A 23,512-nucleotide genomic window follows, 5' to 3' on the forward strand; every position below is an offset into this window, starting at 1 on the left:
GCAAATTAAATTATTCAAAAGTAAAGAAACGTTCCTGGATGGGATTGAATTCTTTTTCTCCCGGCTTTTGGGTCGGTGTTCCGAACGGCATTTGTGCGATAAGCTTCCAGTTCGGATTGAGTTTCCATTCATTTTGCACCTTTTCATCGATTAAAGGATTGTAATGTTGAAGAGAAGCGCCTAAACCGGCATCCTCCAGCATCGTCCAGATAGCGAACTGGTGCATGGCAGAAGTCTGTTGCGACCAGACAGGGAAATTATCCTTGTAGCTGGGAAATGCTTTCTGTAAATTTTCAACCACTTCCATATCTTCAAAGAACAAGACGGTGCCATATCCGCAATCGAAACTGGTATTTATTTTGGCAAGTGTCTTTTCAAAAGCTTCTGCCGGAACGATAGCTTTCAATGCTTCTTTGGTGATGTCCCAGAACTTCTTATGATTTTTGCCCAAAAGAAGAACGATTCGTGTCGACTGCGAGTTGAAGGCAGAAGGTACGTTTTTCACTGCGAATGCGATGAGTTCTTTAATCTCATGGTCCGAAATAGGAGAGCTGTTGGTGATGTTATAGTAGGTTCTCCTGTGTTCTACTGCTTCTTTAAAGTTTCTAGTCATAATTTTTACGTAAGTATTTATGTTTATTATTATTACTAGAACCAATAAAGTTGTATTTTTGTTGTACGGAAGCTTGTATGTATTTATAAGTGAAATTTATTGGCGTTTTGTGTGGAATAATCAAAAATAATTTTTACCTTTGCGCCCTGTAAAGAGAGAAACTCTATTAGAATCTTCGTTCTGATCATGATGCTAGTTCGGAAAGGGAAGACAGATAGCAGGAGTTGTAATTAATTTATTGCGTTAATAAAAAAAGAAGATAGCAATGTCTAAAATTTGTCAAATTACCGGAAAGAAAGCAATGGTTGGCAACAACGTTTCTCACTCTAAGAGAAGAACGAAACGTAAGTTTGATGTTAACCTGTTTACTAAAAAGTTCTACTGGGTAGAACAGGATTGTTGGGTTAGCCTGAATATTTCAGCCGCAGGCTTGCGTACTATCAATAAGCTGGGCTTAGATGCAGCAATTAAAAAAGCAGCTGAAAAAGGTTATTTAAACGCTTAATTTGGAGGAAAATAAGAAATGGCAAAGAAAGCAAAAGGTAACAGAGTTCAGGTAATCATGGAATGTACTGAACACAAAGAAAGTGGTATGCCGGGTACATCCAGATACATCACTACTAAGAATAGAAAAAATACTACTCAGAGATTGGAGTTGATGAAATACAACCCGATCCTGAAGAAGATGACTTTACACAAAGAAATTAAGTAATAGGAGATTTTAAACGATGGCAAAAAAAGCAGTTGCAACATTTAAGAAAGGTGACGGTCGTACTTACTCAAAAGTAATTAAGATGGTTAAGTCTCCGAAGACTGGTGCTTACATCTTCCAGGAAGAAATGATTCCTAATGAAGCTGTAAAAGATTATTTCGCGAAATAATCTTTCCTAATAAAGATATAGAAAAGAGGTTCTTCGATATGAAGGGCCTCTTTTTTTGTTCTTTCCTTTCTGCTGAAAAGAACATAAAAGATAGCCTCACTAATCAAATATTTTTTTACTTTTGTATGGGCGTTTGTGATATGCTCTGACTATATTGTCAAATAATAAAATTAATAATATAAACAATTAAGAACCATGAGATTTGATGTATCCAGCACTGCGCTGTTATCCCGTTTGCAGTCTATCAGCAAAGTTATTGCGTCTAAGAACTCTTTACCGATCCTCGACAGCTTCCTGTTCGACCTTGATGGTAATAAACTGACTATAACAGCTTCGGATGCTGAAACACGTCTGGTTACTTCTGTTGAGGTGATGAATTCAAAAGGTACCGGACTTTTCGCTGTTTCTGCCAAGATTCTGCTCGATCCGTTGAAGGAACTGCCGGAACAACCGCTTACTTTTGATATCAATGACGAAAACCTGGAAATCTTTATCCATTTCCAGAACGGTAAATATAATTTTATCGGACAGAAAGGGGATACTTATCCGCTCCAAAAGCCGTTGAATGATAATGCAATTGCAATCATTGTGGATTCACAAATGTTGCTGAACGGCATCAGCCGCTCGCTTTTCGCAACTGCTGACGACGAACTTCGTCCGGTGATGAACGGTATCTATTTTGATATTCATACAGACGATTTGACGTTTGTCGCATCAGACGGACATAAACTGGTTCGTTTGCGTAACCTTTCAGTGAAATCACCGGAAAGAGCTTCTTTCATTTTGCCTAAAAAGCCGGCTAACCTACTGAAGAACCTGCTGGGTAAGGAAACAGAAATGGTTAATATCAAGTTTGATGATAACAATGCTTATGTGAACTGTGCGAACTTTGAAATGGTTTGCCGTCTGATCGAAGGCCGTTATCCGAATTATAACAGCGTTATTCCACAGGAAAATCCGTTTAAGGTTACTATTGACCGCATCTCTTTCCTGAATGCATTGAAACGTGTATCTGTTTTCTCTAATCCGGCAAGCAGCCTGGTTAAATTGCAGTTGAAGGAAAGTGAAATGGTGGTTTCCGCACAGGATATCGACTTCTCCACTTCTGCTGAAGAAAAGATTGTTTGCCAGTTTGACGGAACAGAATTGAATATCGGTTTCAAGGCAACTTATCTGATTGAAATATTAAGTAACATCAATTCGGAAGAAGTAATTCTCGAATTGGCAGACCCCTCACGTGCCGGCTTAATTGTTCCTGCTGAAAACGAAGAGAACGAGGACCAGCTGATGCTGCTTATGCCAATGATGTTGAATGACTAATAAATAAGAAATGCAATTAAACCTGAAAAACCCGATAGTCTTCTTCGACCTAGAGACTACGGGTATAAATATAGTAAAAGACCGTATCGTTGAAATCTCTTTTGTGAAAGTTCACCCTAACGGCAAGGAAGAATCAAAGACGAGACGGATCAATCCGGAAATGCCCATTCCACCGGAGTCGACAGCGATTCACGGTATTACGGACGAAGATGTAAAAGATTGCCCGACCTTTAAAGAAATAGCCAAATCGCTGGCGGCACAGATTGAAGGCTGTGATCTGGCCGGATATAATTCCAACCGTTTTGATATCCCTCTGCTGGCAGAAGAATTCCTTCGTGCCGGGGTAGATATTGATTTGAACAAACGTAAATTTGTCGATGTGCAGACCATTTTTCATAAGATGGAGCAACGTACATTATCGGCTGCCTATAAGTTTTATTGTGACAAAAGCCTCGAAAATGCTCACACGGCAGAGGCCGATACAATGGCGACTTATGAGATTCTGAAAGCTCAGTTAGACCGTTATCCGGACGATTTGCAGAATGATATCGACTTCTTATCCAAATATTCCAGTTTTACTAACAATGTCGATTTTGCCGGTCGTATGATCTACAATGAAGATGGTAAAGAGGTCATTAACTTTGGTAAATACAAGGGAAAGTTGGTGGAAGAAGTTCTGAAAACAGACCCCGGATATTATTCCTGGATTATGAATGGAGACTTCCCGCTGAATACGAAGAAGATTCTTACCGAAATCAAATTGAGAGGTTTTAATTCGAAATAACGCAATGAATAACTTTGAGTTTGCTAATCCTGTAAAAGTTGTATTCGGGAAAGGTACAATTGCACGTTTATCAGCCTTGATTCCTGCCGGAAGTAGAGTGTTAATGGTCTATGGAGGCGGAAGTATTAAGAAAAACGGAATCTATGACCAGGTGACAAATGCATTGAACGGTTTTGAAGTGACTGAATTTTCAGGAATCGAAGCCAATCCGCATTATGAAACCTGCATGAAAGCCGTTGATGTCGTTAAAGAGAAAAATATTGATTTCCTGCTGGCAGTAGGAGGCGGTTCGGTTATAGATGCCACCAAGTTCATTGCCGCAGCTTATTATTATGAAGGCGAACCTTGGGATATTTTATCCAAAGGCGGTGTGATTAAGAAAGCATTGCCACTGGGTGTCGTATTGACATTATCGGCTACCGGTTCCGAAATGAATGAGCGTTCTGTTATTTCACGTGCCGAAACCCGTGAGAAACTGAATTTTGCATCTCCGTTGGTATTTCCGCAGTTTGCAATACTTGATCCGGAAGTAACTTATTCATTACCGGCGAGACAGGTAGCCAATGGTGTTGTCGATTCATTTATTCATGTCGTAGAGCAATATCTTACTTATCCGGTTAATGCCAAGGTACAGGATGCTTTTTCCGAAGGACTGATGAAAGTGATCTATGAGGAAGGTCTCAAGGTGTTGGATAATCCGCATGATTATGATATCCGTGCCAATCTGATGTGGGCCGCTACCAATGCTTTGAACGTATGGATCGGACAAGGGGTTCCTCAGGATTGGTCGTCTCACCGTATGGGATATGCACTGACTGCCCAATTCGGCCTGGACCATGCACAGACGTTGGCAATACTTTTGCCGGGCGTTATGACATATATGTTTAAGGAGAAACAAGTAAAACTGGCCCGTATGGGTGAAGTAGTTTTCGGTATAACCGGCGGAACGGAAGAAGAACGTGCCCGTCAAACAATCACGGCCTGCGAAGATTTTTTCCGCCGGATGGGGTTGAATACCCGTTTGAGTGAATGTGGCATTACAGAAAACGACTTGGATGCATTGGCTGCTCCTGTGGATAAACAAGGCTGGCATCTGGGTGAACATCACAATATTGACAGTAAGGTAACGCGCGATATCTTATTGTTGCGTTTATAAGGAAAAAGATACATCCGGGAGGAAAATTAATTCCATCCGGGAGAAAGTCAAATTTCTCCCGGATGAAACTAAAATCCCTTTCGGATGAATATTTATTTGAATGAATAAGAATGATGCTGAAAGGTAAACATATCATATTAGGAATTACAGGAAGTATAGCTGCTTATAAAGCTGCTTATATTATCCGTGCATTGGTAAAGAAAGGTGCCGAGGTACAGGTTGTAATAACACCTGCTGGGAAAGAGTTTATTACACCGATAACACTCTCTGCCTTAAGTAGTAATCCCGTTATCAGTGAGTTTTTCTCTAACCGCGACGGCTCGTGGCACAGCCATGTCGATTTGGGACTGTGGGCAGATGCCATGCTGATTGCTCCGGCAACAGCGTCGACAATCGGCAAGATGGCTAATGGAATAGCCGATAACATGCTGGTGACAACTTACCTGTCTTGCAAAGCACCCGTTTTCATCGCTCCGGCAATGGACCTGGATATGTTTGCCCATCCTTCTACACAACAGAATCTGGACCGTCTCCGTTCATTCGGAAACCATATCATCGAACCAGCTGAAGGTGAATTGGCAAGCCATCTGGTAGGTAAAGGCAGGATGGAGGAACCGGACAAGATTATAGCTGTTCTGGAAGAGTTTTTCGCTTCCCGCACCGTCCTTGAAAAAAAAAAGATTGTAATAACAGCCGGTCCGACGTACGAAAAGATTGATCCCGTACGTTTTATAGGTAACTATTCTTCCGGGAAGATGGGATTTGCACTGGCAGAGGCCTGTGCACAGCAAGGGGCCGAAGTTACATTGATAGCCGGCCCGGTATCGTTGACGACCACGCATCCGAATATACAACGGATTGATGTGGAATCTGCCGAAGAAATGTATCAGGCGGCCATGACGGCTTTTCCCGAAGCGGATGCCGGTATATTATGTGCGGCTGTAGCCGATTATCGTCCGGAGATACAAGCAGACGAAAAGATCAAACGCGAAAGTAAAGGGGAAATGATGCTTCACCTGGTTCCGAACAAAGATATTGCTGCCTCCTTAGGGGCAATTAAACGGGAAGGACAGGTTCTGGTCGGTTTTGCTTTGGAGACAAATAACGAAGCAACGAATGCCGAAAGCAAATTGAAGCGGAAAAATCTCGATTTCATCGTGTTGAACTCGCTTCGTGACGCAGGTGCTGGTTTCCGTTGTGATACCAATAAGATATCCATTATCGACCGTCAGGGAGAAACAACCGGTTATCCGTTGAAATCAAAACAAGGGGTAGCTGTTGATATCGTAAACAAGTTGGCAACATTATTGAAATGAAAATGATTAAAAGACTGTTATTCCTGTTCCTGTTGGGAACTACATCCTTTATCGGTTATGCGCAAGATAGAGCAAACGAGTTTAATGCCCAGGTCAAAATCAACAGTGATAAGATCCAGGGGACTAATAAGCAGGTATATACTACTTTGCAGGACGCTTTGACTCAGTTTATCAATACCCGGAAATGGACGGATGCAACCTTTGGTATCAACGAACGGATTGACTGTACTTTTAATATCATTATCAACGAGGCTACTGATAACAGTTATAAGGCTGAATTGCAGATTCAGGCTAGCCGTCCGGTGTACAACTCAAGTTATGTAACGACTTTGCTGAATTTCCGTGATACACAATTAGACTTTGATTACACAGAGTTCGAACAGTTGGAATATACGGAGAATACGTTAAACAGTAACCTGATCGCTACTGTTGTTTTCTATTTATATACGATTCTGGGACTCGATTTCGACAGCTTTTCACCTAGAGGCGGAACAGCTTTTTTCCAACAAGCGCAACAGGTTGTCACCCTGGCGCAGTCTCAAATGTCGTGGAACGGTTGGAAAGCCTTTGACAGTGACCGTAACCGGCACGCAATAGCAACAGCATTGAATGAAAATGCTTCGGAAGGATATCGTGACATGTGGTATAATTATCACCGGAAAGGTCTCGATGAAATGGCTGCTAATGTGGATCGTGGACGTACTACGATCCTGTCTTTATTGCCGACATTGGAGGAATTGAAGAAAACCCGTCCGACATCTGTCCTGTTACAAATGTTTGCCGATTCCAAATTGGATGAAGTTGTTGCCATATATTCTAAAGCAACTACGACCGAAAAGCAGGAAGGATACAAAATGCTTTCTAACCTGTATCCGGCAATGACAACCCGTTTGGAGCCACTTAAAAAGTAAAAGAGAATTATGCTGAGATCTTTATTCATACAGAATTTTGTCTTAATAGATAGTCTGGATATTCAGTTTGATAACGGCTTTTCGGTGATAACCGGTGAAACGGGAGCCGGGAAGTCTATTATTTTAGGGGCTTTGTCGCTGGTATTGGGCCAACGAGCTGACGGGAAAAGTATCAAGAGTGGTTCGGATAAATGTGTGATCGAAGCAACATTTGATGTTTCCAAATATCAACTGGAAGAATTTTTTCATGTGAATGATCTGGAGTATGATCCGGAAATATGTATTCTTCGCAGGGAACTGTTTGCATCCGGCAAGTCGCGTGCTTTCGTTAACGATTCACCTGTGCCGCTTACCGTCATGAAGGAACTGGGAAGCCGACTGATCGATATACATTCGCAACATCAGAACCTGTTGCTCGGAGATAATCGCTTCCAGATGAAGGTAATCGATGTAATGGCGGAAAACGAAATCCTTCTGATCCTGTATCGTAAAGAATACCAGCGTTATCTCTCTTTGAAACGGGAGTTGAAAGATTTGACGGAGAAGGCTGACCAGAATCGGCAGGAAGAGGATTATATCCGTTTCCAACTGGAACAACTGACGGATGCTCATCTGGTTGCCGGTGAACAGGAAGAACTGGAGCAGGAGTTGGAGACATTGTCGCATGCCGAAGATATTAAAGGATCCTTATATAAAATAACAGAATTGTTGAATGGCGAAGAGCAGGGAAGCGTACAGCTTATCAAAGAGGCCCTTTCGACCGCCGATTCGTTGGAAAGGTTTTATCCAAAAGCCAGGGAGATTGCCGAACGTCTGCGTTCTGCCTATATTGATCTGAACGACCTGGCCTCAGAAACCGATGTTCTTAAAGAAGATGTCGAGTTCAATCCTGAACGTCTCGAATGGGTGAACGAACGCCTGAACACTTTGTACACATTGGAACAGAAACACCGGGTTCCGACAGTGGAAGAGTTGATTGCCATTCAGGATAAATATACGGAACAGCTACATGATATAGACTCTTTCGACGAGCAGATCGAGGGGATAAAAGCCCAGTTGGAAATATCATATCAGGAATTACTTCAGCAGGCCGCTGTTTTGAGTGAGCAACGTAAGATCGCCTCCAAAGCTATTGCCTCTCAACTGGTAAAAATGGTTATTCCGCTGGGGATGCCAAATGTGAGGTTTGCCGTAGACTTTGTTACTCGTTCGGAGCCGGAAAGCGATGGAATGGACGATATTCGTTTCCTTTTCTCTGCCAATAAGAGTGGCGAACTGCAACCGGTTGCCCAAACTGCTTCCGGTGGTGAAATATCCCGTCTTATGTTATGCATCAAGGCAATGATTGCCGGCTTCACAGCTCTTCCCGCTATTATTTTTGATGAAGTGGATACAGGAGTTTCCGGTGATATCGCCGATAAAATGGGGGATATTATGCAGGATCTGGGTACAAAGATGCAAGTGATAACCATTACCCATTTGCCACAGATTGCTGCGAAAGGTAAAGATCATTTCTTTGTCTATAAGGAAGATACAACGGAACGTACGATAACCCGCATTAAAAAATTGAATAAAGAAGAACGTGTTAAAGAGGTTGCCCGCATGTTGAGCGGTGCGTCACTAACCGGCGCTTCGATAGCCAATGCAAAAGAGTTATTGAAAACTAAACGCTGATATGTCTATTAAACCTTTTATATCTAGAACGGTCATAGATGTAATTACTAACTAAAAATGAACAGTCATGAAACGGATTAGCTTTATATGTTTGTTGATTTTATTGTGCAGTTTGCCGGGACAAGCTCAGTTTTGGATCAGTTTTGGTTGGAATGAGCCACATTGCCAGAGTTGTCTCTGGATGGAACAGGCCATGCGCCTGAACGGAAGACAGGCCGCCGATTATCATAATATCGTACATAAGTACGGTCAGAGAATAGAAAAGGAAGCCCGTAAGCATTACCGCTATTGGGACCAGTCTGCCAAGAAGATATTTAATCTGCGTATGGAACGTGACCGTAAGTTGCAACGAGTTCTTTCTCCTTCGCAGTTCCGTCTGTATGTTCGTTTTGTTCGCGAACGTCCGCAGCGTATCCATGATTATCAGGGATGGTATAATAACCCCCACTATCCGAATTATCGTCCCTCTGATATTTGCTGGCGTTATGAAGACCATTACTGGCATAATCAATGGGAATATTCAAACGGACGATGGCATGGGCGTTTTGATGACGGTAAGTGGTATCGGGGTAAATACGATCGTCCCAATCATCATGATAACGGACAGTGGCGTCCGGACAATCATAATCGTCCCAATAATAACCAGCATTTCAATAAACCGTCCAGACCGGGAAATGATCGGTACGATAAGGATAAAAGACCGGACAACCGGAGAGACCGCGACCGTGATAGAGACAGGAAAGACAAAGACAGAAAAGAAAAGGATAAAAAGGAAAAAGACAATAAACGGCAGGAAAGTAAACGCTCTGAAGTTTACCGCAGAAGCTGAAAATACTGATTGAACTTTCCGGAACATGAGTTTGTTCCTAGTATAAAGAATAAACTCATGTTCACGCATTTTCTAAATATTCTGGCTACGGTTATCAGTGTGGTAAGCCTGCTGATCGTTACTTATGGGGCACTGGTCGCTTTTATCTCTTTTCTGGGAAACGAACTCAAGCGATTTACCGGACAATATTCAACAGTCAATATCCGTCGGCTGCGAGCGGAATTAGGTACTTATTTATTATTGGGATTGGAGTTGCTGATCGCTTCAGATATTCTTAAAACCGTCTTGGAACCCAGTTTGGACGAACTGGCTATCCTTGGCGGTATTGTTGTTTTAAGGACCATCCTTTCCGTTTTTCTGAATAAGGAGATTAAAGAGTTGGATAATGAAAAGGAGGCTTCATGAACTGTCAGGATTAGGATATGTCGTTAAAAATCGTACTTTTGCATTTTAGTAAAAGTAGACGGATGTTCAGAGTTAATAAGCAGATATTATTATTTATAGCAGGTTGCGTATGGATTATAGCCGGAGTCAATATTCTCCGGATCGGAATTCTTACGTGGATGCATGATGCCCATTACTCGGTGTTAAAGGTGGGAGAAGCAGTTATTGTGTTTCTGTTATTCCTTAATTTTGTATTTTTACGTTTGTTCAGAAAGCATAGCCGTCGTATTGCCCAAAAAGGAGAAAAGAATTGTCCTTTCTCTTTCTTTGATGCCAAAGGTTGGATTGTGATGATTTTTATGATCACTTTAGGAGTGGGAATTCGTCATTCCCGTTTATTGCCGGACTCTTTTATTTCCGTTTTTTATACAGGTTTGTCATCTGCACTGATTATAACAGGAGTATTATTTCTTATTCAAGGGAAAAAACAGCAATAAAGAAAATTGTTTTGTTTCAAATTAATAAGAATCTGTGATAAAAGTAATGTAAAACATGTTTTTCAATTGTTTATTGCCGATTTTATTATTATATTTGTTACTAAACTTTTGTCGGATAGAAATATGAAAACTTTCTGTTTCTTATTATTGGTTTGTATAACAAATATTCTTGCTTCGTTTACTTTTTTGCGGAGTGAAAAGATTTTATTGCATACCGATCATTCTGATTACAGACAGGGAGATACTATTTCTTTTTCCGGAACCTTACTGGAAGCGACTACTTTAGAACCCTCAACTTATAGTAAATATGTTTATATAGAATTAATAAATAGGGAAGATTCTGTTTTGTGCCGACAGAAATATAAGTGTGACTCCGCTTGTTTTAAGGGAGAGTTATTTCTCGAAACAGATTTGCCTTCCGGTAATTATTATCTGCGTGCTTATACTCGTTTGATGCAAAATTTTTCTCCAACAGCTTTTACCCTAATAACAATACCGGTCGATAACCTATCGACTACCCGGTATAGCGGTAACATTCCCAGCCATGTTTATTTTTACCCTGAAGGCGGTCATTTGTTATCCGGCAGTTTACAAAATGTAGCTTTTGAAGTAAAAGATGAAAATGGATTGCCGGTACAAACAACTGCTTCTCTGTGCAAAGGCTCGTCTGATACGGTTTATTCCAATTTGGTTACAGATAGCTATGGGATCGGTTCTTTTTCTTTTATTCCTGATTCTTCGTCTTTATATTATATCCGGATAGGGTCACATCGTTTTCCTTGTCCGTCTGTAACCTCAGTACCTGTGTTGCAATTAAATCAGAACAGGGAACGAATTTGTTATAATATACTTTTCTCCGGTGATGATACCGATACCTACTCTTTTATGCTTTTCCACAGGGGAGCGGTCTGTTTGCAACAAAAGATCGATACAGCACATAGAAGTGGTGTTATTCCGTTTACAGATTATACGTCGGGGTTGATAGCCGGTATCTTATTGGACAAAAAGAACCGGGTGGTTTCAGAAACATTAATTTATTATGATTCCCGGCGCAGTTCTGCCAATCAATTTACAACAGAAGAAAAGGCAGCATTACTTAACAGTGATTTGTCCCGACCCATTCCTGATCTGGCACTTTGTATGGACTCAACGAATAAATTGAGGACATATTTGCTAACCAGAAAATGGGGACGCTTTATGTGGCAGGATATATTGCAGGATTCTTATGATTATCTTTATAAACCGGAGGATGTATTGGCTTTATCAGGATATGTTGAAACAGAATCCGGTCGCCCTCTTAAAAAAGGACATCTGATTGCCATTAATAATAATAAAGGCTTTACTTATGATGCAGATATTCTAAATGGACGTTTTGTTATCGGTGTTGATGATTTTAAAGAGGGAGAGAGTTTCTTTTTGCAAGCCTATAATGAGAAAGGGAAAAGTTATGATTATAAGATAATAATGGATAATGATACTTTTCCGGGTGTGGTAAATTTGTATAAAGAATTTTCTATGGGCATAAAGGAGCCTGCTTCTTCTGCCTATATTGATTCTTTTTCAATCTACCATCTGCCTTCTATCACTGTTACGGCTCGTATAAAGGAAGATATTCCCTCTACAAAAGAATTTTATGGCGTAAATTATTTGGGTGAAAAAGAATTTGAAAATCCGTTGTATCCTAACATAATCCCTTACCTGGAACGAATGATCGGATTTGAAATATGTGAGATTCAGCAGGGAGAAGATGAAAAAATGTCTGTAAATGAAAAATATGAGATACGAACGACGCGGGGAGCGGCTTTAATTGGTAATTCAATTACCCGGAATGGGAATACGTTGGTTGTTTTGCTTGACGGATACGTAGTCGATACAACCTGGGCCTTGGAATCCCTACATCCTGCGGATATTTGTTCTATCGAAAGACTTACACCGGTACAGGCATTACGGTATACTTCCTTAGGCTTTGCCGGAGCGATTCTTATTCGAACAAAAGGCAATGATAAAGTAGAGCCAAAGTCTAAAGGGCTGATATATGCCCCGGGTGGGTTGTCTGATATATAGCTTGTTTTTATCCGCTTGCCATAATCAGATGACTGCTGGTTGATATAATATTCTTATCTTTGCAGTAAAATAAGCATAGATTGTAGTTGTATAGTGGTTATATATTTGCAATTTATATAATAAACTGCTGATAATAAGGAATATGAAGGAAAACGAAATGGTATTCGGCATACGTGCCGTAATCGAGGCTATCCAGGCCGATAAGGAAATAGATAAAATACTTGTTAAGCGTGAGTTGCAGGGAGAACTTTCCCGTGAATTGTTCGAGGTGCTGAAAGGACGCGATATTCCTGTACAGCGTGTACCGGCCGAACGTCTTGACCGCCTGACTCGGAAGAATCATCAAGGAGTGATCGCCTTTATTCCGGCTGTTACTTATCAGCGTCTGGAAGATATTATTCCTTTCGTTTATGAACAGGGAAAGAATCCTTTCATCGTACTTTTGGACGGCATAACCGATGTCCGTAATTTCGGGGCAATTGCCCGTACCTGCGAATGTGCCGGTGTGGATGCTATTGTTATTCCGGCTAAAGGAAGCGTGACAGTGAATGCGGATGCTATCAAAACATCTGCCGGAGCGTTGCATGTATTGCCTGTTTGTAAAGAGAAAAGCATTGAAGAATCCATTCGTTTTTTACAGGCTAGCGGAGTCAAGGTCTATGCAGCCAGCGAAAAAGCTTATGAGAACTATACTTCTATCAAATATGACGGTCCGGTTGCTATCGTAATGGGAGCAGAGGATAAAGGAGTTTCTATGGATAACCTGCGAATCTGCGACAGCATGGTGAAAATACCGCAGTTCGGAACGATCGGTTCCCTGAACGTCTCGGTAGCCAGCTCCATCCTGATTTATGAGGTTGTCCGCCAGCGTATGAATGAAGAACAAAACAACTAAAAAGATAAACACAATGAAAAAAGTTATTGCAACAACAAATGCACCGGCCGCCATCGGTCCTTACAGCCAGGCCATACAAGTAGGAAATATGCTTTTCGCTTCCGGACAGCTGGGTATCGATCCGGCAACCGGTAATTTCGTAGAAGGAGCTGTAAAGGAACAGACAGCTCAGGCTTTCAAGAATGTGAAGGCTATCCTGGCAGAAGCCGGTCTTGATATCAGCGACGTAGTCAAAACTACTGTTTTTCTTGCTGATATGGGTGATTTCGGAGCGATGAACGAAGTATACGCCTCTCAGTTTGAAGGTGCTTTTCCAGCACGTTCGGCTGTTGCTGTAAAGACTTTGCCGAAGAATGGTTTGGTAGAGATTGAAGTGATCGCTGTAAAGGCTTGATAATCACTGTCAAAAAAATAAGGGACTTTTGAAGTTAAAAGTCAGGACTTTCGTTTTTAAAAGTCCTGTCTTAACATTTCAAAAGTCCCTTATTTTTTTCAGGTAAGTCCGTATCTTTATTCTTGAGTCAGTGACAAACCTACTATTTTGAAACAGGAATCGCAATCACCTTCGATGAAATCGACTGTTTTTGTTCCGGCCGGCAAAGCGGGGAAGTGCAGTTTAAAGGAATATTCACCTGATTCCGGCATTGTGAAGCGTTCGTCCGGTGTGATGCCGTCTGCTGATGTTAGCGGATAATGAGTACCGTCTTCTGTTTTCAGGAAAGTATCCTTGCCGATACTTACCCAGTATCCGGGAGAATTAAAGGCTTTCATATGGAAAATCGTTTCAGAACCAGTCAACTCTATTCTGTTGATCTCTACAGTTTCCGTATTGCTTGATTTTTCAATAGGAAAATCAACAATGGTTGTGTTTCCTTCCTTTTTCACAGACATAACACGGTCTGATTTGTTTACCCATTTGTTTAGCTTACGTTTAAGTAATCCTTTTCCGTATCCGCTCCAGCTATGCAGGATGATTCCTTCCGGTGAGATAATGACGTAATGAGGTATTCCTCTTACATTATATTTAGCTGCCAGTCCGCTCATTCCTCCAAAATCATTCAGGTTTACCCATGACATATCTTTCGTTTTAGAAATCTCTTTCCATCCTTTTTCTGTGTCTGTGCTCAGACTTATGACAGTTACTTTGTCTTTCCAGGTTTCGGATATTTCTTTCATTTCCGGCAAAGCCATCATACAAGGACCACAACCGCGGCTCCAAAAATCGACCAGGAGATATTTACCTTTATAGTCGGCCAGATGATGAATATTGCCTTGCAGGTCGTAAAGGTCGGTATCCGCCATTTCATCGCCTTCTTTCACTGTAACGGGAGGATAAAGACATACCGTGATTTCCTTACCTGCCTGAGAGTTTTTCTCATTATCGGATAACTTGTTGTATAAAGCAATCAAATCTTCCTTATAAGGATAGTTCTCCATGTATTTACTTTGCTTGCATTGGCCTAGCAATTTATCCATCCAGACTGTTCCTTTAGGAGTTTGCTGCATTATTTCGATTTCTTTTTGGGAGGAGATCAGTCGTAATGAATCCGTTTTTTTCTGAAGTTCTTTCATTTCATTCCTGATCGCATTCTTTTCTTCTTCGGAAGGATTGCCCGTCCTTCCTTTGGAGAACAAATCCATTAACTGTATATAGATTTCCTGTTCTTTACTACATTCTTCCCGGCAAGCGTCGGCATACCGGTTTAAATCCTGCTGTTCCTGGATATCGGCCGATACATTCCATGTCCTGATAAGTTTATTATTACCGGTAACGGTTGTCTCTTTGCCGGGAGCCACCCATACATCCAGCCAGGTGTTTGGAAACCCTTTGTCATGGCTGGAGACCATTAATGCTTCGGGAGCATTGTCGACGGTTTCACCTTTGAAGGTAAAACATTCATTGATGACCGTATCCTGAGCGATCTGGCTCATGACTTGTCCGTCACTACGATAAAGGACAATCCGGGTACTGTCCTCCAGTCCGGAGATTTTGCCTTTTATCGTGAATTCGTTTTGTGCTTGTGCAGATATAATGAATATAAGCGATATACCTGCTAAAAGTGCTTTTACCATATTTATATGAATTAAGTAAATGCAATATTACGATTTTTTCGTAATTAACAAGCAGGATAGGTGAAATATTATTGTTTACCGGCCGAATAATTTAGTAAGCAGGTCTTTTTTTCCTATTTTTTGTAACGCCTGGGTTATCTGCCTGCGAAATTCCGGTTTATACCAGAAGAAGAATTGCCGTTGTGCCAGTTTCTGTTCTTTTGTACGGGCTGTATATACTTTTTCTAATGTATAAGGATGATAACCTGTGTAATATATCTCCGTAGCCAGTGTCATTGGTGTAGGAGTGAAATCCTGTACCTGTTCCAGTTGGAAATGCAGTTTCTTGGTCTCGATAGCCAGTTTTGCCATATCTTCTTCCGTACAGCCGGGATGGCTGGAAATGAAGTATGGAATTAATTGTTGGTTAAGTCCCTGCTGCTTGTTGATACGGTCGAATATTTTTTTGAATTGTCCGAATTGATCGAAAGAAGGTTTGCGCATCATTTTCAGAACATTGTCTTCCGTATGTTCGGGAGCCACTTTCAGACGTCCCGATACATGCCGGGCGATCAACTCTTCCGTGTAGCTCTGAGCCGACTTATTCACGATTTCATCGTCGTAACGGTGCAACAGCAGATCATAACGTACGCCACTACCGATAAATGAGCGTTTGATCTGTGGCATACTGTCTACTGCTTTATAAATGTCCAGTAACGGAGTATGGTCCGCATTCAGATTCTTACAGATGGCAGGAGAGATGCAGGACGGTTTTTTACATTTGGCACAAATACTTTGATCTTTGCCTTTCATCCGGTACATATTGGCGGAAGGACCTCCCAAATCACTCAGGTATCCTTTGAAATCTGGCATTTCCGTGATAGCCTTTACTTCTTTCAGGATAGACTCTTTGCTCCGGGAAGCGATGAACTTTCCCTGGTGGGCGGAGATTGTACAGAATGCACAGCCACCAAAGCATCCCCGGTGCATATTTACTGAAAACTTGATCATCTCGAATGCCGGTATGACTTTTCCCTTATATTTGGGATGCGGCAAGCGGGTGTAAGGCAGATCGAACGAAGCATCGACTTCGGTTTCCGTCATAGGAGGGAAAGGAGGATTCACTACAATAGTCTGCTTTCCAACCTGCTGAAGAATACGCGATGCATTATATTTGTTCGATTCTTCTTCGATATGACGGAAGTTCTTAGCCTGTTTTAATTTATCGCGAAGACACTCTTCATGTGAAAAAAGTACGATGTCATCGGGCTTTATCTCTTCTTTTCCTGTCAGATAAACTGTTTGGCGAATATCTTTTAATGAATTAAAAGATTCTCCGGCCTGTAAGCGGGTAACCAATTCCTTCATGGGAAGTTCCCCCATACCGTAGATCAGAAGATCGGCCGGACTGTCTGCCAGAATACCCGGCCGGAGTCTGTCCTGCCAGTAATCATAATGAGACAGCCTGCGTAAAGAAGCCTCGATTCCACCGAGTACGACCGGTACGTCGGGATAAAGTTCTTTCAGTATTTTGGTATAGACAATGCTGGGATAATCCGGGCGCATTCCTGCCCGGCGATCCGGAGTATAGGCATCATCGCTACGTAACCGCTTATTGGCCGTATAATGATTGATCATCGAATCCATCGCTCCGGGTGAGACTCCGAAGAAGAAGCGGGGAGTTCCCAGTTTCTTAAAATCGCGATAATCACCGCGCCAGTCCGGCTGCGGAACAATAGCCACCCGCAGTCCCAAGGCTTCCAAGGTACGCCCGATAACGGCAGCACCAAACGAAGGATGATCCACATAGGCATCCCCACTGAAAAGAATTACATCTATATAATCCCATCCACGCGCTTCAACTTCTTTCTTGGTGGTGGGCAACCATGCTTCCGGTCTGAATGTTTTCATGTTGCAAAGGTAGGAATTTGAGCTATAACTTTAGCTTATAGGGGATAGAATTTAATGATTGGCATATAAGGAAAGGATGTTTTACCTTTGTAACCGAAAAGAAAAATATAGGCGAAACGGCAAACATTATCAATAAGATATGTGTTCTCTTAACAAACACAATTATTAAAAAATAATACAGTATGAAAGCATTAACAGACGAAAAGCTCACTATCGTAGGTGCAGCAGGTATGATCGGTTCTAACATGGCCCAGACAGCTTTAATGATGGGGTTAACTTCTAATATTTGTCTTTACGACCCTTTTGCTCCGGCTTTGGAAGGTGTTGCAGAAGAAATGTTCCAGTCCGGATTTGAATATGCAAACATAACTTTTACATCTGATATCAGCGAAGCGCTGAGAGGTGCCAAATATGTTGTTTCATCCGGTGGTGCAGCCCGTAAAGCCGGTATGACACGTGAGGACTTATTGAAAGGTAATGCTGAGATTGCTGCTCAGTTCGGAAAGGATCTCCGTGCTTATTGTCCGGATGTAAAACATGTGGTAGTTATTTTTAATCCCGCCGATATTACCGGATTGATCACATTGCTGTATTCCGGATTGAAACCTTCCCAGGTAAGTACTTTGGCTGCACTTGACAGCACCCGTCTGCAAACAGCTTTGGCACAGCACTTCGGAATCCGTCAGAACCTGGTAAAAGGTTGTCGTACTTATGGAGGGCATGGCGAACAGATGGCTGTTTTTGCTTCTACTGCAACTGTCGACGGTAAACCGTTATTGGATTTGATCGGTACTCCGGAACTGACAGACGAACAATGGGAGGACTTGAAAGTGAAAGTTATACAGGGTGGAAAACGTATCATCGAACTTCGCGGTCGTTCTTCTTTCCAGAGTCCGTCTTACCTGTCAATCGAAATGATCCGTGCCGCTATGGGTGGCGAAGCATTCCGCTGGCCTGCCGGAACATATGTTCACTCCGGTAAATTCGACCATATCATGATGGCTATGGAAACAGAAATCACTAAAGATGGTATTTTCTATAAAGAAGTAGAAGGAACACCGAAAGAAAATGCAGAACTGGCAGAAAGTTATGTTCATCTGAGCAAACTGCGTGATGAAGTGATCAGCATGGGTATTATTCCTGAAATCCATCTGTGGCATACATTGAATCCGCACATGAAATAAGCCGTTTCTTATATGTTATATACGAAGAAGGGAGCGACCGTTAATCGGCACTCCCTTTCTTTCTTTGCAATTTTATTTATAATGTTCTTTCCGGATACAGGGCATCCCACCATTCCGGTTCATCTTTCAGCCATTTGGCAAACCAGGCAAAGATCGTGTTCTGCCATTCCAGGCGTTTCTTATAATCAGCTACACCGTGGTTTTCTCCGTCAACCTGGATAAATTCCACTGTCTTGCCGAGTAGTTTCAATGCCAGGAACATCTGGATACTTTCTCCAACCGGAACATTTGTATCGGCATTGCCATGCAACAGCAATAACGGAGTTTTGATCTTGTCAGCGTTGAACAACGGACTGTGTTTAGTGAAGAACTCGGGGTTATTCCAGGGATAAGTTCCGGTATTGGCTACCGAACAGTAACCATATCCCCAATATCCTTCTCCCCAATAACTGCTCAATGCACTGATACCGGCATGGCTGACAGCAGCAGCAAATAAATCGGTGCGGGTTTGCAGATATTGTGTCATAAACCCTCCGTAGCTGGCACCTGCACAACCGATCTTTTTAGGATTTACAAAGGAATGTTCTTTACAGAACAATTCTGTGCCGCGGATGATTTCATCGGCAGTCGGTTCTCCCCAGGCATTTACGTGGCGGGCAGCAAATTCTTGTCCGAATCCGGTTGTCCCGCTGGGATTGAGCGTATAGACTACATATCCCTGGGCGGCATACATATGCATGGAGTAGCTGAATTCCAAAGCACGGTTCGTCGGCGAAGTTCCTCCATAGTAATAGACGATCATCGGGTATTTTTTGTCCGGATCGAAATTAGGTGGCAGGTAATAACGTCCCTGTATGGTTGTTCCGCCTTCTGCCGTGAAGTTCCAGTCATGAACTTCTCCAAGTTTAACATCTTTCAGTTTTTCAGCAGACAGGTCGTAGATCAGACGGTTCTTTCCACTTTTCAGGTCGTAAGCATACAAACGGTTTGCGTTTGAAGTACTTTGTCCGTAATAATACATTACCGGAGCTGTTTCTGCCAATGAGTAATTATAAACGACGTCTTCAGAAGCATTGATCTGTTTGATTTTCCCGTTTGCCGGATTACAGGTATAGATACGCAGATAGTCCTGGTCTTCCGTCATCATATAAATCTGACCGTCGTATTTGTTCCAGAGTGCACCAGTTACATTCGGATTGAAATCCTTGGTTAGTGCCGTTGCTTTCCGGGTAGCCGGATCATACAGGAACAACTGGCCGTCGTATGTATTTGAGATTTGTCCTTCCCTGATATTTAAACCGATTCCACCGAAAGCATTTCCCGATCCGCTAACCAGTAATTGTTTTCCGTCGGGAGAGAAAGTTCCGCCGTTCACATATTTGGCATGTTCCCAAAGGGTATCGACTGCCATCGTTTGCAAGTCGAGTTTGTATAACGAGTTGCTGGAATGAGGTAGAGATGTATAATCCGTTTCACTGGTACTGAACAACAGGTAACGGCTATCCGGGCTGACATCATTAATATATGTACTGTTATGTCCGAATGTCAGTTGTTCGTATAGTCCGGATTGCAGATCGTAGCGCCAAATGAAATAACGGTTACGGAATCCCGGCAGACGGTCGTTCGGTTCGAGGATACGGAGCATGTCAGGACCATCCTTCGGACCTTCCTCCTGTATGGTGAAAAGGAGTGTTTTTTCATCCGGGGTAAAATTGAAGCTACCTTCCGGCAGGTTATCTGCCAGTATCTCTTCCTGCATGTTGGTCGGATCGACTGTCACCAGTTCCTTTCCATTCATGCCGGTACGGGTGAAATACATTTTATTACTGGTCGGCATCCAGCTGGCACTCATGATAAACCCTTTATCCTGCAAAAGGATACGTCCGCTGGCGGCTTCACGCAATTGAGCGTATGATTCGCTTTTTCCACCTTCCAGGCGTGTATAATATTTCACTAATACATATTTGCCGTTGGGGGACAGGCTGACGCCACGAAAGTTTGTTCCTTCCAGAATATCCCGTGAGGTATATCTTTTATCCGGATTAAGTGAAGCAACGACTTTTGCATCTTCCTTACTTTTATAGATTGCCTTTAATGTAGGCGGACAGGTATCGCTGTCGGCTGTCAGGTATTTCACAACCACTTCATACCGGTGTGGTTCCATTGTCAGTTCAGAAGTTGCACTCACCGGTTTGTTATTTACATACACATCGAAAGAACCAGGTCCGGAAACTTCTAAAGTTCCTTTGGTATAACGGTCACTGTTCAAATAAAAGGAGAAAAGATGCAGGGCATATCCTTTTTCCGGAGCCTGAAAACTGATCATTCCAGCTGTATCTGCATCCAGAATGGTCGCGTTGGCGAATACTTTGTCGAAAGGGACTGTCGATTTCAACAGATTTTTGATCTCGAAAGGTTTTCCGTTTACATTCAGGCTGTCTGCCATGATCGGTTTATTAACCGGAACAGGACCGGTATGCAGAAATTGCATCACTTTTATATCTTCTGCTGCCTGTAGAGTAAAGGCGGAGAGAAGTAATGCAGAAAGTAAATAGGTACATTTATTCATGTTATCTTGTATTAATTAATAGCGAATTCCGCTGACCATATAAAGTTCGTCGGTATCTTCCATTGCCTCGATATGAAAATAAGGTTCCATTAAGGCGGCAACTTCCCTGGCTGTAGGCAGGCCGAACGATATTTTGTTAGCTTGTTTATTGTGATGTCCGTTTATGTTTTCCCTCCCTTCGCTGTGACAGATCACAAGTTCGCCTCCCGGGATAAGTAATTCTGCCAGATGGCCGATTACCTTATCCGGATGTTCGAAATGAGGAAAAACACTATAGGCAATAATAAAATCGAACTGTTCGTCTTTCAGTTCCATAACATCTATGCAACGGAAATCGACTATCGGGGTAGCATATTTGTTTTGTGCTGCTTCAATCATCCGTGGCGAAATGTCTATTCCTGTGATATGGGCTGGTGAATAAGTTAACAGATACTGTTCGAGTACACCAGTTCCGCATCCGACATCCAATATGCGAAGTCCTTTGTGCAGAGTGGTCTGTTCCAGTATCTGATTGATTTTTTCTGGTGCATGATAGCAAAGTTCGTCCCAGCGATCTGCTAATGCATCAAAGAAACCGGCTATAACATTCATGGTAATTGTCCCTCCCATACAAAACAATCGGTGAATTGCTCTTTTAACTGAGTCGGTGCTTCGAACAATCCGAATACGGAGGAACCTGACCCCGACATAGAAGCGTAGACAGCTCCTGCCTGATAGAGTGTTTCTTTGATCCGGCCGATAACCGGATGTTTGCTGAAGACGCTTTTTTCGAAATCATTTATCATTAAGTTTTTCCATTCGGAAACCGGTTTGTTTATAATCTCTTTTAGTGAGATTGCCGGAACTTTCGGGGTGACTAATGAATAGGCCTCCGGAGTGGAAACGGCTACATCCGGTTTTATCAGGCAGAAATGATAGCCTTTTAATGATAATTCGACTGGTTCGAATATATTCCCTGTTCCGGTAGCGAATACAGGTGTATTGCGGATAAAGAACGGACAGTCAGCACCGATGGAAGCTGCAATTTTTTCCAGTTCGTCTGCGTGGATATCCAGTTTGCAGAAATCATTCAGCAGTTTCAGCATGAAAGCGGCATCAGCCGATCCTCCACCCAGTCCGGCTCCGAAAGGGATCGCTTTAAGGAGATGGATTTCCAGAGACGGTATTTCATATTGTGTTTTCAGCAGGTTCAGTGCTTTTATCACAAGGTTTTTTTCCATGGGAGCATCCACCTGTATTCCTGTCTGGGTGAAAGATAGTTTTTCTGCATTCACTATTTCAAGTGCATCTTTCACAGGGATAGGATAGAACACAGTCTCGATGTTATGATAACCGTCTATCCGTTTACTAACAACGTTTAGTCCCAGGTTTATTTTGGCATTAGGAAAACAAATCATAGAATAGATCCTTTAAATTATGTTTTTTAGACAAACGTAGGCAAAATAATTAGGATAAACAAACGTAACGTATAGCTTGTATAATCGAAGCTGTCATAAATCTAAAGAAAAGAACTTATTTATTTTTCAAATAAATAGTTGTCATGTAATTTATCGGTAACTAACATTTGTTTGAAAATAGCAAAAGCGACTACCAAATGAATAGTAGTCGCTTTTATGTTATACTGGGAAAGGGAAGAGGGATTACATATTTTGGAAGTCCTTTAACCTTTTCTGTAATTCTTGACGAGCAAAGAAGATACGACTCTTCACAGTTCCTAAGGGCACATTTAGTTTTTCTGCTATTTCGTTATACTTATAGCCACTTAAAAACATAGAGAAGGGAACCTTCAGATCATCGTTCAAGCCGTTGATCGCTTTAGTGATCTCTTTGATTTGATATGCTTTATCCGGTGAATCAAATCCGGAATCATTGACAACATCCAGATTATATAAATCTGCACTTGAGTCAACAACTGTCTGTACACGTACAATCTTATGATAATTGTTTATGAAAATATTACGCATGACAGTTAAAACCCATCCTTTGAAATTAACGTTGTCAACGAATTTATCCTGATTATCTAGTACCTTTAATGTAGTATCCTGTAGCAAATCCTGAGCATCGTCCCGGTTTGCAGTGAGCATAAGTGCAAAATTCATCATGTTTTCTTGCAAGCTCAATAATTTTTGTTGAAATTGTATCCCATTCATATTACTTACTTTTTGAATGTTTATTGTCGGTTATGTGCTGTATTTCAATACTGAAGCACAATACAAAAATATGTAATTTAAATCAATGGAACTAATTCTTTGCATAATATTAATACTTAACACTCAATCTTAATATTTATAGGCTAAAAGTGTCTGATACTGAGTAGGATTTACAAGTTTTCAGCTTGTATATGTCTAACATTTACAAGTTCGGTGTTGATTTATTCAACAAGAGATAAAATAAACCTTGAGCAATCGATACGAATATGGAAAATTGTCGGATAAGAATAGTAGTTATCATTAAAAGAAACAGGAGTTGACC

Annotated in this window: 23 protein-coding genes; 16 read left to right on the forward strand and 7 right to left on the reverse strand. The window is 41.7% G+C overall.

Features of this window, described 5'->3' with window-relative positions; genetic code table 11:
- Window positions 1–10: 10 nt before the first annotated feature.
- The gene (locus tag DWW91_RS10560) at window positions 11–613 is read right to left on the reverse strand and encodes a nitroreductase family protein (protein ID WP_010803279.1); all 603 of its coding nucleotides are present in this window, start codon (window positions 611–613) and stop codon (window positions 11–13) included.
- Between the two features lie 265 nt (window positions 614–878).
- On the opposite strand from DWW91_RS10560, the gene rpmB reads away from it, so the two are divergent.
- The 15 genes from rpmB to DWW91_RS10635 all read left to right on the forward strand — a co-directional run bounded on the left by rpmB (window position 879) and on the right by DWW91_RS10635 (window position 13,718).
- A complete protein-coding gene (rpmB, locus tag DWW91_RS10565; RefSeq protein WP_005638129.1) occupies window positions 879–1,118 on the forward strand; it encodes a 50S ribosomal protein L28 in 240 nt (79 codons plus the stop codon).
- 18 nt (window positions 1,119–1,136) lie between these two features.
- Window positions 1,137–1,325 (forward strand): 50S ribosomal protein L33, encoded by a 189-nt coding sequence (gene rpmG, locus DWW91_RS10570; protein ID WP_007657199.1) that lies wholly within the window; start codon window positions 1,137–1,139, stop codon window positions 1,323–1,325.
- A gap of 16 nt (window positions 1,326–1,341) precedes the next feature.
- Window positions 1,342–1,494 carry a DUF4295 domain-containing protein gene (locus DWW91_RS10575; protein WP_005638125.1) on the forward strand — a complete coding sequence of 51 codons (153 nt, stop codon included), beginning with the start codon at window positions 1,342–1,344 and terminating at the stop codon, window positions 1,492–1,494.
- Between the two features lie 195 nt (window positions 1,495–1,689).
- Complete coding sequence (gene dnaN / locus DWW91_RS10580; protein WP_007657184.1) at window positions 1,690–2,814, forward strand: DNA polymerase III subunit beta; 1,125 nt, start codon at window positions 1,690–1,692, stop codon at window positions 2,812–2,814.
- A gap of 10 nt (window positions 2,815–2,824) precedes the next feature.
- Complete coding sequence (locus DWW91_RS10585) at window positions 2,825–3,598, forward strand: 3'-5' exonuclease (RefSeq protein ID WP_007657182.1); 774 nt, start codon at window positions 2,825–2,827, stop codon at window positions 3,596–3,598.
- A 4-nt stretch (window positions 3,599–3,602) separates the two neighbouring features.
- A complete protein-coding gene (locus DWW91_RS10590; RefSeq protein ID WP_007657181.1) occupies window positions 3,603–4,754 on the forward strand; it encodes an iron-containing alcohol dehydrogenase in 1,152 nt (383 codons plus the stop codon).
- A gap of 113 nt (window positions 4,755–4,867) precedes the next feature.
- Window positions 4,868–6,070, forward strand: coding sequence for a bifunctional phosphopantothenoylcysteine decarboxylase/phosphopantothenate--cysteine ligase CoaBC (gene coaBC / locus DWW91_RS10595; protein ID WP_122327860.1), 1,203 nt, complete (start codon window positions 4,868–4,870; stop codon window positions 6,068–6,070).
- A complete protein-coding gene (locus DWW91_RS10600; RefSeq protein WP_046147001.1) occupies window positions 6,067–6,981 on the forward strand; it encodes a DUF4835 family protein in 915 nt (304 codons plus the stop codon). Before coaBC ends, DWW91_RS10600 begins: the two co-directional genes overlap by 4 nt.
- A gap of 9 nt (window positions 6,982–6,990) precedes the next feature.
- Window positions 6,991–8,655 carry a DNA repair protein RecN gene (recN, locus tag DWW91_RS10605; protein ID WP_010803274.1) on the forward strand — a complete coding sequence of 555 codons (1,665 nt, stop codon included), beginning with the start codon at window positions 6,991–6,993 and terminating at the stop codon, window positions 8,653–8,655.
- Between the two features lie 67 nt (window positions 8,656–8,722).
- Window positions 8,723–9,484: a hypothetical protein gene (locus DWW91_RS10610; RefSeq protein ID WP_010803273.1), complete on the forward strand. Its 762-nt coding sequence runs from the start codon at window positions 8,723–8,725 to the stop codon at window positions 9,482–9,484.
- Window positions 9,485–9,541: 57 nt separating this feature from the next.
- Entirely contained in the window at window positions 9,542–9,889 is a 348-nt protein-coding gene (locus DWW91_RS10615; protein WP_010803272.1) for a DUF1622 domain-containing protein, read from the forward strand.
- Between the two features lie 62 nt (window positions 9,890–9,951).
- Window positions 9,952–10,365, forward strand: a complete 414-nt coding sequence (locus DWW91_RS10620; RefSeq protein ID WP_122327660.1) for a hypothetical protein — start codon at window positions 9,952–9,954, stop codon at window positions 10,363–10,365.
- 123 nt (window positions 10,366–10,488) lie between these two features.
- Entirely contained in the window at window positions 10,489–12,429 is a 1,941-nt protein-coding gene (locus DWW91_RS10625) for a hypothetical protein (RefSeq protein WP_147426540.1), read from the forward strand.
- Window positions 12,430–12,571: 142 nt separating this feature from the next.
- Window positions 12,572–13,324 (forward strand): 23S rRNA (guanosine(2251)-2'-O)-methyltransferase RlmB, encoded by a 753-nt coding sequence (rlmB, locus tag DWW91_RS10630; protein WP_007656237.1) that lies wholly within the window; start codon window positions 12,572–12,574, stop codon window positions 13,322–13,324.
- 13 nt (window positions 13,325–13,337) lie between these two features.
- The gene (locus DWW91_RS10635) at window positions 13,338–13,718 is read left to right on the forward strand and encodes a RidA family protein (RefSeq protein ID WP_122327662.1); all 381 of its coding nucleotides are present in this window, start codon (window positions 13,338–13,340) and stop codon (window positions 13,716–13,718) included.
- A gap of 116 nt (window positions 13,719–13,834) precedes the next feature.
- Here the strand turns inward: DWW91_RS10635 and DWW91_RS10640 are convergent, their stop codons facing one another.
- Both DWW91_RS10640 and DWW91_RS10645 read right to left on the reverse strand, forming a co-directional pair.
- Window positions 13,835–15,397 carry a TlpA disulfide reductase family protein gene (locus DWW91_RS10640; RefSeq protein WP_122327663.1) on the reverse strand — a complete coding sequence of 521 codons (1,563 nt, stop codon included), beginning with the start codon at window positions 15,395–15,397 and terminating at the stop codon, window positions 13,835–13,837.
- 75 nt (window positions 15,398–15,472) lie between these two features.
- Window positions 15,473–17,287 (reverse strand): YgiQ family radical SAM protein, encoded by a 1,815-nt coding sequence (locus DWW91_RS10645; protein ID WP_122327664.1) that lies wholly within the window; start codon window positions 17,285–17,287, stop codon window positions 15,473–15,475.
- 182 nt (window positions 17,288–17,469) lie between these two features.
- Between DWW91_RS10645 and DWW91_RS10650 the strand changes: the two genes are divergently transcribed.
- A complete protein-coding gene (locus tag DWW91_RS10650) occupies window positions 17,470–18,471 on the forward strand; it encodes a malate dehydrogenase (RefSeq protein ID WP_010803268.1) in 1,002 nt (333 codons plus the stop codon).
- A 76-nt stretch (window positions 18,472–18,547) separates the two neighbouring features.
- Here the strand turns inward: DWW91_RS10650 and DWW91_RS10655 are convergent, their stop codons facing one another.
- The 4 genes from DWW91_RS10655 to DWW91_RS10670 all read right to left on the reverse strand — a co-directional run bounded on the left by DWW91_RS10655 (window position 18,548) and on the right by DWW91_RS10670 (window position 23,190).
- Window positions 18,548–21,040, reverse strand: coding sequence for a prolyl oligopeptidase family serine peptidase (locus tag DWW91_RS10655; RefSeq protein ID WP_122327665.1), 2,493 nt, complete (start codon window positions 21,038–21,040; stop codon window positions 18,548–18,550).
- 15 nt (window positions 21,041–21,055) lie between these two features.
- Window positions 21,056–21,649, reverse strand: coding sequence for a bifunctional 2-polyprenyl-6-hydroxyphenol methylase/3-demethylubiquinol 3-O-methyltransferase UbiG (locus tag DWW91_RS10660; RefSeq protein WP_228100095.1), 594 nt, complete (start codon window positions 21,647–21,649; stop codon window positions 21,056–21,058).
- Window positions 21,628–22,437, reverse strand: coding sequence for a 4-(cytidine 5'-diphospho)-2-C-methyl-D-erythritol kinase (gene ispE, locus DWW91_RS10665; RefSeq protein ID WP_122327666.1), 810 nt, complete (start codon window positions 22,435–22,437; stop codon window positions 21,628–21,630). Before ispE ends, DWW91_RS10660 begins: the two co-directional genes overlap by 22 nt.
- Window positions 22,438–22,680: 243 nt before the next feature.
- On the reverse strand, window positions 22,681–23,190 hold the full coding sequence (locus DWW91_RS10670) for an RNA polymerase sigma factor (RefSeq protein ID WP_007656255.1): 510 nt from the start codon (window positions 23,188–23,190) through the stop codon (window positions 22,681–22,683).
- Between the last annotated feature and the right edge of the window lie 322 nt (window positions 23,191–23,512).

It is taken from the genome of Parabacteroides sp. AF17-3, assembly GCF_003635445.1.
Classification (GTDB): Bacteria; Bacteroidota; Bacteroidia; order Bacteroidales; family Tannerellaceae; genus Parabacteroides; species Parabacteroides goldsteinii.